This is a genomic window from Thalassolituus sp. (genome assembly GCF_984348125.1).
The window spans coordinates 114,068-124,119 of the sequence record NZ_CFHJLR010000011.1; the positions used below are offsets into that span (position 1 = coordinate 114,068).

The window sequence follows — 10,052 nt, forward strand, 5'->3', positions numbered from 1 at the left end:
AGCCCTGAACACCCAGTACGTGTGTGCACTGCATCCTTTTTTACTAACGGAATAATCAATGAGTATTGAGCTGCCTGATATTGAACGAGCACTGGCCGAGCACGAACCCTTCTCATGGCTTCCTGCGGACGCCCTGTCTGACATGGCACGCTCAATCGAAGTGAGCTACAAGCAGGCCGGTGAAGATGTGCTGATTCTGGATGAGCCGATACACCACCTTCATTTTATACGTTCTGGTGAAGTTGAATTGTTCCGTCGGGATGGCAGTCTTTATAACCGCCTGCCCGCAGGCCATGTGTTTGGTCAGATGGGGCTTCTTATGAAGGGCAAAGTGCGCTTCCCCGCGACGACCCGCAAAGACAGCCTCTTCTATCTCATCCCGAGCGAACTATTTATCGATTACTGCGAAAAGTACTCGGAGTTTGGCGACTTTTTTGAAGTAAACGAGCACTCAATTCTGGAGCAAGCGACTCAGGTCGGCACGGACGACATGACGACCGTGCCCGTAACTGAAGTTATTAAAGCAGAACCGCTACTCATCACCCCTGACACGACGGTGGCTGAGTGTGCTGTTCGCATCTCCGAAAACTATATTGCCGCCGCATTAGTGCAGGATGATCAGGGCAACCTGCTCGGCATTGTGACCGATAGTGATCTGCGCGCTCGGGTCATTGCCAAGTCATTACCGTATGACACCCCCGTGGGTGAAATAATGAGCACAGAGCCACTGGTGATGGACGACCATGCCTACCTCCACGAAGTCATGCTGATGATGCTTCGTAACAATACGCACCATGTGCCTATCGTTGATGACAACCGTGTGCTCGGTATTGTTTCCCTACTCGACGTGGTCGCTCACGAATCGCAAAACTCTCTGTTGTTAGTGCGCAGCATACTGTCCTCTGAAAGCATCGATGCACTTGCTCAACTTTCAGAGCAACTGCCCGCGGTATACGAACGTTTGGTTAACGAACACGCAACGTCTCATATGATTGGTTCTGCCATGTCCGTCATCGGAGCCAGCTTTATGCAACAGATGGCCAAGCTGGCAGAAGATGAGTTAGGGCCTCCGCCGGTGCCCTATTGCTTAATCGCACTCGGCTCATTAGCACGAGACGAGCAGCTTTTAGTCACCGACCAGGACAACGCTCTGATCCTGTCAGATGATTACGATGAGGCCGCCCATGGCGCCTACTTCGACGAGTTCAGTAACATCGTATGCAAAGGGCTGGACCGCTGTGGTTACCCTCTGTGTGAAGGTTTGATTATGGCGTCGAACCCTAAGTGGCGAATGCGCAGATCTGAGTGGCGTGATCAGTTTACCGACTGGATAGAAAAGCCCGAGCCAGAAGCTCTGCTGAACGCATGCATATTCTTCGACCTTGTAGCGGTACATGGCAAGAAAATCTGGGCAAAAGAACTGCAGAAATTTATTTCGACGAAAGCGAAAAACAGCAAACCGTTTCTGGCCTCGCTGGCGCGTAATGCGCTTAAGCGTACCCCACCACTGGGGGTATTTAAGAACTTCGTGCTAGAAGAAGACGGTAGACAAGGCAAATCCTTGAATATCAAGCGCCGCGGGACTGCGCCGCTGACGGACATTATTCGGGTTCATGCGCTGGCGACAGGATCAATGTCGCAGAACTCATTTGAGCGCCTGGAAGATATTTCTAAAACCAAACTGCTCCCGCAAGAAAAATACGATGAACTGACGAATGCACTGGAGCTGCTCTACAGCTTACGTGCACATCAACAGATGTTGGCCATTCGCGACAAAAGAGAACCCAACAACAACATCGCCCCTGACACCCTGAGCTTCACCCGGCAGCGTTCCCTGAAAGAAGCATTTAACGTGGTTGCTCAGGCACAGCGTTTTCTGAAGTACCGGTACACCGCTAATGGCTGATTACAGAAAGGGGTCATTGAAACGACCGGGCTCACTGCCCGACAGCTGGAGTGAATTTCAGCAATCCATGTTGGGGGGCTCCGCCAGCCCAAGCACCGGAAAGCCGCTGCCCGAAGAGCTTAAACGCTTTTATCAGGCAGAGTTCAGCTACATAGAGCAAAGCCTGAACGAAGCACGCTGCCTGGCCATCGACATAGAAACAACAGGCTTAGATTCAGACAAAGATAAAATCGTCAGCGTCGGGCTCGTTGAGTTTGATGCCGAACGCGTATATCTGCCAACCGCAAAACACTGGTTAGTTAATCCGGGTGAACTGAGCGACACCTCCGTGGTCATACACGGCATCACACACAGTGATGTTTCAGCTGCACCGAGAATTAATTCCATCATGCCAGAGCTACTGGACGCGATGTCCGGGCGCCTGTGTGTTGTCCACTACCGGGCGATGGAGCGTGAATTTTTCAGAAAGCTGGGATTTCACCTCTGGTCTGAACCCTGGCTTTTCCCCGTTATCGATACCTTTGCACTGGAGGCAAGCTGCCTCACTCATAGTCAGCGCTGGTATAACCGTCTGCTGGGAAAACCCCTGCCCTCCTTACGACTGCCAGATACACGCCAGCGCTATAACCTACCCGAATACGAAAATCACAATGCGTTGGTTGACGCGATTGCAACGGCCGAACTACTGCAAGCTCAGATACAGAAATGGCAATTAGGAAATCGCACCGTCAAAGACCTGTGCCTGTAAAAACTCCTGGAGAAAACCCATAAAAAAGCCCAGCAACTGCTGGGCTCTTCATTGAGCGAGTACTTAACCTTTCGGCTCAGTGCGTAAGCCCATCACTAAGCTCACACACATCAGCAACAGCACGAAAGTAAACGGTAAGCCCGTGGAAATAGCACCGGCCTGAAGCGCCTCAATCGCCTCTTTACCGCCAATCCACAGCAGCGCCGCAGCAATAGCACCTTCGACTGACGCCCAGTAAATACGCTGAGGAACTGGCGCATCCACTTTGCCGCCTGCAGTGATACTGTCGATCACCAGCGACCCGGAGTCGGATGAAGTGATGAAGAACACCAGCACCAGAACGATCGCGATGACAGAAAGAACCATACTCATAGGCAGAGCATCAAACATCTGGAACATCGCCAGAGGAACAGAAGTCAGACCGTTTTCACCCAGCAGACCAATCTTATTAGCCACCTGATCAATACCAATACCACCGTAGACAGACATCCAGATAACGGTAACCAGCGTTGGAACAGCAAGTACTGCGATCAGGAACTCGCGAATGGTGCGGCCTTTAGAAACACGTGCGATAAACATACCGACAAATGGCGACCAGGAGATCCACCACGCCCAATAGAACACAGTCCAGCCCTGTAACCATGCTTCATCAGGGCGACCATGCGGGTTACTCAGCGGGATGATATTAGAAACATACGCCATCAGCGTGGTAGGAATCGAGCCGAAAGCTACCGCGGCTCCGACCATTGCAACGAAGATAAGCAACACAAACGCAATCAGCATATTAACGTTACTAAGCAGCTTAACCCCACCATCCAGGCCACGAACAACCGAAACAATCGCTAGCAGAGTAACACCAACAATCACACCGATCTGCAAACCAACGCCGGACTCAATATCAAACACATGGTTGATACCTGCAGCAGCCTGGCTTGCACCGAGACCGAGGGAAGTTGCTAAGCCAAACAGCGTAGCCAGCACCGCCAGAATATCGATGATATGACCCGGCCAGCCCCACGCGTGATCACCCAGAATCGGATAGAACGCAGAACGGATAGAAAGTGGAAGACCTTTGTTGTAACAGAAGAACGCCAGAGACAGCGCAACAACACCGTAAATCGCCCAAGGGTGAAGACCCCAGTGATACATAGTGGCACCCAGAGCAAGGCTGGCAGCCTCTGGTGTTTTCGGCTCGACGCCAAGCGGTGTTTCGTACCAGCCAGTGAAATACGCAACTGGCTCAGCGACGCCCCAGAACATCAAGCCGATACCCATACCGGCAGCAAACAACATCGCCAGCCAGGATAACCGCGAGTGCTCTGTCTCAGCATCTGCACCACCGAGGCGAATCTTGCCCCAAGGCGACACCGCAATGACAATACAGAACACAACGAAGATATTTGCAGACCAAACGAAGAACTTATCAAAGCTGCCGATAATGTCCCACTTCAGACCGTCGAGCGCTGCTTTAGCGACAGAGGCATCGGTGACGAGGGTTGCAATGAGAAAAGCGAGAATAAGAGCGGTACTGATCCCGAACACGGGATTGTGGACATCGAAGCCCCACTTTTGAATATTATCCTGACCAACCGAGTAGTCAGTGTTGTCGATACTGTACTTGTCTTTGGGCTCAGACACGATATCTCCCGTTTTGTTACGACTGGTATATAACTTATACACTGTATAGGTTCAGGCGAAAATTTCAAACGAGCGGCCGATAAGCACCATTAATGACACAAATTCAGCGAATATTCGTGCCCTGACGGCCTGTATCGACAAGGAAAGATATGTTTTCAACTCTACTGATATGATAATCACCCGCGCCCTGACCTGTAGGGTCGCTTCAGCCAGCTTGCCTGGCTATACGCGAAAACCGATGCATAGTCTCGTGCTACCTGAAAATAATCCTGACCTGTAGGAGCGCTTCAGGCAGCTTGCCTGGCTATGCGCGAAGCACCTACATAGTCACTCTGTAGGAGGGAAGCTTCTTCCCGACAGTCTTTCTGAAAATAAATCAATGACTGCCATTACGCATCAGCTCTTTCGAATCGGAGCCGTGAAATACGAAGAAACCAACAGAACGAGAAATGCGACTAAGAAAGCAATAGCGGCTGAATAAACTGTATCAAAATCTATCAAATAAAAAGATAGCGCACCAGCGATGCAACTGAACGTCCCATCAACCCAGCTGGCGCCACCGTTCTGAGAAATGAGAGAAGTACAGTGCTTACAAACAATAGCGCTGTCTCGATTAGCCTTTAAGCGCTGCCATACTAGATTTAATAAAGGCAAGGTTTCCGAGCAATACGGGCAGGTCTTCATAAACTAATCTCCACCGCCACATCCACTACTGCCGCCGTCTGAGTCGCCGAAAAAACCACCACAGCCTCCCGTACTACCAGAGCATCCTGATGCGCAACCTATGTGTGCAGCGCAGTAATCGTTACCTCTTCCACCATAGAAGCTCAACTTGCAGTTTCTCGAATAAAAGAAGCCATCTTCAATATTTAGCTTTTTATCGATGGAGAAAAGTAGTGGCAGTTCAGCCGGCCTTGATGGATCAATAGAGTGCTTGGCACAAGATAGCCGCCAAGCTCGTTTAATACCCTCCTGAGCTAACGTAGGAGAGCTCATGGCTTCGGTCGGAGTATGATGAAGAAATCTGCCCAGCCCCTTCTTGCAGAATTTTTCATACGGACGAGTAAAAAGAATAAACTCATACCATGCGACATCAACAACCTGAGATGGCATAGAGACCATGCGTCGCCTGGTCATTTTACAGATATAGAAATATTCCCGGAGCGCCTTAAGCACCAATTGAACTTGCTCGTCTGATAAGTGCGGATAGTGATCCTGAACTTTCCTGCCGATTGAATGACGAAATCGATAGTTTTCGATATAAGCCAATTGATAGGCTCTTCTGATCCGGTATAAAAGATAACCAGTCAAAATCATACAAACTGAAAGAAAGACTATTTCAATGCTCATCCACTAAACCTTGTCGAAATCCATTCTTGTCTCAAACATGAGACTATCGAAAAAGAACCAACACTCCAAGACTCGGCCGCTATGGAGTGTTGCAATTCAAACTAACAGATCACCAGTTACCCAGGTTCTGCGCATACTTTGCTTCAGTCCCATTCACAGAGCACTTAACTTCACCAATGGGCTTCCCCTTTTCCAAACGGAATGCAGGCCCATCGGTATCGAAGGTCGTTTCTGCGAGCCGGACCAGAACGCCATCTGAGTTCCGTTCACCATTTGTAACCGTCACATACCCGGTAATTTTCAGACGACCGTCTGACCCCGTATTGAACGCGACATCTCCGGATTTACCGAAGTTGCAGGTCATGCCTGCACTGGTTGGAAGTCCGTATTGATTAAGGTAGTAAAAGTTGTAATAAAAATACACTCTACCCTTGGTAGAAATTGCACTAGTGAAAGCACTTCGGCTCAGCAGCTGCCCGCCTGTCATTTTTAAGCTGGGAGTGGCTGATTTCGGCTTAACAAAGTTTATATTGAGAGGAACCTCTTCATTATTCACAACCAGAAAGAACTTACCCTGAACTACTTCGGTCGGATACCGGTCCCTGTTGTACTGGAAGCTACCGGAACAAGGCGTGCCATTCACGTCCAGAGAAAAGGTCACTTGAGCAGACGTAGGATCAGTCAAACCGCCAATCACCTTCGGATATCCAGTTACTTGATACTCCGCTCCAAGATAGCCCGTCCCTTTTGAGTTAGTTGTGACCTTAGGAGTCCCTGAACATTTGAGGTAATTCGAGGCTTTATCTAAAACTGCACCTGCAGTGACAGGCTTGACACGGGTACTGACATTAATCGAGCCTTCAAAGTCCGATCCTTGATTATTCTCGGCATGAACGTCATACCATGCGGTCGCTTTATTACCATTAGACGAGAACGGCTGAGAGTCTTTCTCATTCTTAGTTACAACCACACTCCCTACCTGCATAGGAGAACAATCGAAAGCTACTCTCTGGTTTGCAGCCTCGGAAACAACACCGCCAATATCAATTGTCTTTGGATTCTGAAACTCTGAGCACTTATAAACAGCCTGGAAGTTTTTATAACAGCCATAACCTGGATCCTGTTCTGGCGTTGGCCAAGGCACGGTGTATACACAAGTATTCCCGTTAGTATTCTGCCTGCAGTACTCAGAAACTGCCGCCGTGAGGTTAGTTGGCCCTTTTGTATAGCAACGGCTTCCTGGGATCACTAGCGTCTGAACCTTGCCGTAGCTAGCTCCCTGAATAGTCATTTCCGCAGATGCTACAGAGGCTAAAATAGTTAACGGTATAGTTGCCAGCGCCAAAATTAATGAAGCTGCCTTACTTACAAGAGTTTGTAGAGTGATCATAGGTTCTCAGCCGTGAGGTTTATCATCGAAAATTAGTGGTGTCGCCAGAATATACGAACAAGCGTAAAACCGTTACTGCTACGTGAGCCAGAGCGCATAGCTGCAGGATGACTTTACTAGAAATATGAGGGCTGCGTATGTAACAGTATTGCCATGAGAAAAACTGGTCAAAGTATGCTCAGATGAAAAAATTGAAGCTTTCCATTCGGGTATTCCGCCCTCAATGAGTTCTGCTGGTTAGTCAACGCGCTCAAAATGGGTGTCATACTTACTACAAGGACACCCACTCTAGTGCTTTCGCCTGATTGATTACATGGACACCCACTCTAGTGCTTTCGCCTGATTGTTAAAAGATTCCGCTGTGATACTCTGCCTCAGCATTCGTTAATGGAGTAACACCGTGCCAAAGCCAAGAAAACAGCAGATCTCCCTTGATGCTACCCCCTATTACCACTGTATCTCCCGCTGCGTTCGTCGAGCTTTTCTATGTGGTACGGATACAGCTACCGGCCAGAGCTATGAGCACCGCCGTGGCTGGTTAGAAGAGAAACTTCTGGCGCTGCCCCAGACCTTCGCTATCAATATTGCGGCTTACGCCATTATGAGTAATCACTATCATGTCGTGCTGCATATCGACAAAAAGCAGGCTGATCAATGGTCTGATCTAGAGGTCGTCGAACGCTGGCATTCTCTGTTCAAGGGCAATCTGTTTTCTCAGAGATTTGTTCGTGGGGAAAACCTGGATGCTGCACAGCGCGCTCGATTGCAGATGATCATTGAGGAGTGGCGCTCTCGCCTCTGCGACATCAGCTGGTTTATGCGTATTCTTAATGAAGCCATTGCTCGTGAAGCTAACCGGGAAGATCGCTGTACCGGCAGGTTCTGGGAAGGTCGTTTCAAATCCCAGGCTTTGCTAGATGAAGCCGCACTTGCCGCCTGTATGGCGTATGTCGATCTGAATCCCGTTCGTGCCCAGATGTCAAGAACGCCGGAGCAGTCTGATCACACCTCTGTTAAGAAGCGATCAGAGAAAGCGAAATCTACGAAGCAGCCCAACCACCCAAACCAGCAAGCCGCAGAGCTTCACCCTTTTGTTGGCAATCCCCGTCAGGATAGCCCCAAGGGCATTCAAATGCGCCTGACAGATTACCTTGAACTCGTTGACTGGACAGGTCGTATTCTCCGCGAAGACAAACGCGGAGCTATTTCTGAAAACGCAGAGAGCATTCTTACCCGACTCGGCATAGATGATTCACAATGGCTGGAGATGACGTCAAACTTCGAGCAGTGCTTTGCGACATTTGCGGGTAACGAACAACGACTCCGTAGTGCCTGTGAAACGCTGAATTATCAGAGGCCATCCGGACTCAGTCGATGTAAAGCTGCTTTAGGTTAGCTACCCTCCCGAGAAAACCAACCGATATTCTACAACCAGCACCTGCTGGGATTTGTCGTGCCTGAAATACTGAGAATTCAGCAGAAACAATCCGCTTTTTCGAAGTAAAAACTCAATCACAGCGTTTGCTTTGCTCACGCTAAATTTTCGAGAGTTTAGTAGATGAAAATTATCGTGGATGTCCTATTTAACAGTGTGTACTTCATTTAAGACAAAAGGTGAGTAAGGGTAAATGATCTCATTTAATAGAAACGTATGAACTGTGCAAACTACGATATTTTCTGGTAAGTATCCAAGCTGCTTGATGATCGCTTCTGAGATGTTCCTCGAGGCATTGTTGGTATAAGTGATGGCAAAGATCTTTTTATACGACGTTGGGTCGTAGTGTGCGATGATCTTCTCAGCTAAACCATAAGTCTTACCTGCACCAGCTCCGGCTATTTGAACTTCAATCATTTCATGAAATCCAGAGCTTCTTGAATGTGCTTGGGTAGCTTGATCGGATCTTCGTTCATTTCGTCTAAGATCGAGTCAGCAATTTTGAGCATCCTTTCGGCTTTGCTTTTCTTCAGGAACTCGGCCATTTCGACAGAAGTTTTGTACTTCTTGTTGAAAAGTGTGTTCAAGCGGCCAAGGTTTCCATCCGCCTCTGTAAGATCATCTTCGAGCGTATATTTGGTGGTAGTTCTTACTCGTATGTTGTCGTTATCAGCATCATATTTTTCATGTTTATTCTTGGTAGTGTCATTCTCATCATAATCTCGAATGATACTTAGTCTCTTCTTAGTATTACCTTTGTTGACTTGTAACCAGACGTCCATGAATGTCGTGAAGCCTGTTTGCTCGATAGATATCACTTCGAGACTGTTAACATTTTCGTTGTTACGATAGAGGGTAGCGTTGATTAGCATCTCTTCGGTGGTACCTTCAACGAGTACAGTCTTGTTGCTCAGCAGCAGTTTTAGTATGTCAAAGTTTGGTCGTTTACGAAGGTAGTTAGTGAGATGCTTCTTACTATCAGTAAGGTGGATGGCATCATTTCCAGATAAAACGATCACGTTGGTTAGCTCAAGTTTATTGATAACCTGTGGACTATGGGAGCTAATTAACGTTTGAAGAGATGAACCACCTTTTTGTGTGCTCTTGTATATAAAGTCGGTCGCGAAGCGGAGGTTATTCACACTTAGATGCGCTTCAGGCTCTTCAATGCAGCAAAGGTTGAGTGCATTCTTGTTACCCTTGAAGAACTCAAATAACAGGTAGATGTATACGAGGTTACGATACCCAAGGCCACGCTGATATAGGTAGCTCTCACCAGACTTCAAGGTCATATTGGATAGGATGCTCTTTAAATTTGGCAGGTTGGGGATACATTCGAGCTTGTCAACAATCTCGTCGAAGAAGTTCTCGAAGTCTGGGTCAGGTGTAACGATCTTTTTGAATGTCTCGGTGCTTTCGATTGAATCAAAGAAAGAAGTGTACGCGCTGTTAATTTTGGCTTTGTCGGAATCCTCGAGAGAGGAAATCAGCATCTTGGTCAGAATGTCGTTTGATTTCTGTGTGTTGCTTTCTGCAAAGTCGTCACGTTCGGCGTTGATCGAGTTGATGGCTATAAGTCTTAGAT

The 10,052-nt window shown here is 48.2% G+C and carries 8 protein-coding genes; 3 read left to right on the forward strand and 5 right to left on the reverse strand.

What is annotated here, in order from left to right:
* The first annotated feature begins 58 nt into the window (after positions 1–58).
* Together AC5E51_RS09780 and AC5E51_RS09785 are read left to right on the forward strand one after the other, a co-directional pair.
* Positions 59–1,906 (forward strand): DUF294 nucleotidyltransferase-like domain-containing protein, encoded by a 1,848-nt coding sequence (locus AC5E51_RS09780; RefSeq protein ID WP_491778511.1) that lies wholly within the window; start codon positions 59–61, stop codon positions 1,904–1,906.
* Positions 1,899–2,654 carry an exonuclease domain-containing protein gene (locus AC5E51_RS09785; protein WP_491778512.1) on the forward strand — a complete coding sequence of 252 codons (756 nt, stop codon included), beginning with the start codon at positions 1,899–1,901 and terminating at the stop codon, positions 2,652–2,654. Before AC5E51_RS09780 ends, AC5E51_RS09785 begins: the two co-directional genes overlap by 8 nt.
* A gap of 63 nt (positions 2,655–2,717) precedes the next feature.
* Here AC5E51_RS09785 and AC5E51_RS09790 read toward each other — a convergent pair whose 3' ends face one another.
* The 3 genes from AC5E51_RS09790 to AC5E51_RS09800 all read right to left on the reverse strand — a co-directional run bounded on the left by AC5E51_RS09790 (position 2,718) and on the right by AC5E51_RS09800 (position 7,032).
* On the reverse strand, positions 2,718–4,292 hold the full coding sequence (locus tag AC5E51_RS09790) for a BCCT family transporter (protein ID WP_491778513.1): 1,575 nt from the start codon (positions 4,290–4,292) through the stop codon (positions 2,718–2,720).
* Between the two features lie 687 nt (positions 4,293–4,979).
* A complete protein-coding gene (locus AC5E51_RS09795; protein WP_491778514.1) occupies positions 4,980–5,642 on the reverse strand; it encodes a glycine-rich domain-containing protein in 663 nt (220 codons plus the stop codon).
* 109 nt (positions 5,643–5,751) lie between these two features.
* On the reverse strand, positions 5,752–7,032 hold the full coding sequence (locus AC5E51_RS09800; protein WP_491778515.1) for a hypothetical protein: 1,281 nt from the start codon (positions 7,030–7,032) through the stop codon (positions 5,752–5,754).
* A 400-nt stretch (positions 7,033–7,432) separates the two neighbouring features.
* Here AC5E51_RS09800 and AC5E51_RS09805 point away from each other — a divergent pair, with 400 nt between their 5' ends.
* Positions 7,433–8,428 (forward strand): transposase, encoded by a 996-nt coding sequence (locus AC5E51_RS09805; protein ID WP_491778516.1) that lies wholly within the window; start codon positions 7,433–7,435, stop codon positions 8,426–8,428.
* Between the two features lie 183 nt (positions 8,429–8,611).
* On the opposite strand, the gene AC5E51_RS09810 is transcribed toward AC5E51_RS09805, so the two are convergent.
* Both AC5E51_RS09810 and AC5E51_RS09815 read right to left on the reverse strand, forming a co-directional pair.
* Positions 8,612–8,884 carry a UvrD-helicase domain-containing protein gene (locus tag AC5E51_RS09810; protein ID WP_491778517.1) on the reverse strand — a complete coding sequence of 91 codons (273 nt, stop codon included), beginning with the start codon at positions 8,882–8,884 and terminating at the stop codon, positions 8,612–8,614.
* The coding region (locus AC5E51_RS09815; protein WP_491778518.1) for an ATP-dependent nuclease at positions 8,881–10,052 on the reverse strand (1,172 nt) is incomplete at its 5' end. The genes AC5E51_RS09810 and AC5E51_RS09815, both read right to left, overlap by 4 nt.

Bases quoted from the DNA above. Each gene is read 5' to 3' on its own strand.
- AC5E51_RS09800 (WP_491778515.1), bottom strand. From the start codon at position 7,032: ATGATCACTCTACAAACTCTTGTAAGTAAGGCAGCTTCATTAATTTTG.
- AC5E51_RS09795 (WP_491778514.1), bottom strand. From the start codon at position 5,642: ATGAGCATTGAAATAGTCTTTCTTTCAGTTTGTATGATTTTGACTGGT.
- AC5E51_RS09810 (WP_491778517.1), bottom strand. From the start codon at position 8,884: ATGATTGAAGTTCAAATAGCCGGAGCTGGTGCAGGTAAGACTTATGGT.
- AC5E51_RS09780 (WP_491778511.1), top strand. From the start codon at position 59: ATGAGTATTGAGCTGCCTGATATTGAACGAGCACTGGCCGAGCACGAA.
- AC5E51_RS09785 (WP_491778512.1), top strand. From the start codon at position 1,899: ATGGCTGATTACAGAAAGGGGTCATTGAAACGACCGGGCTCACTGCCC.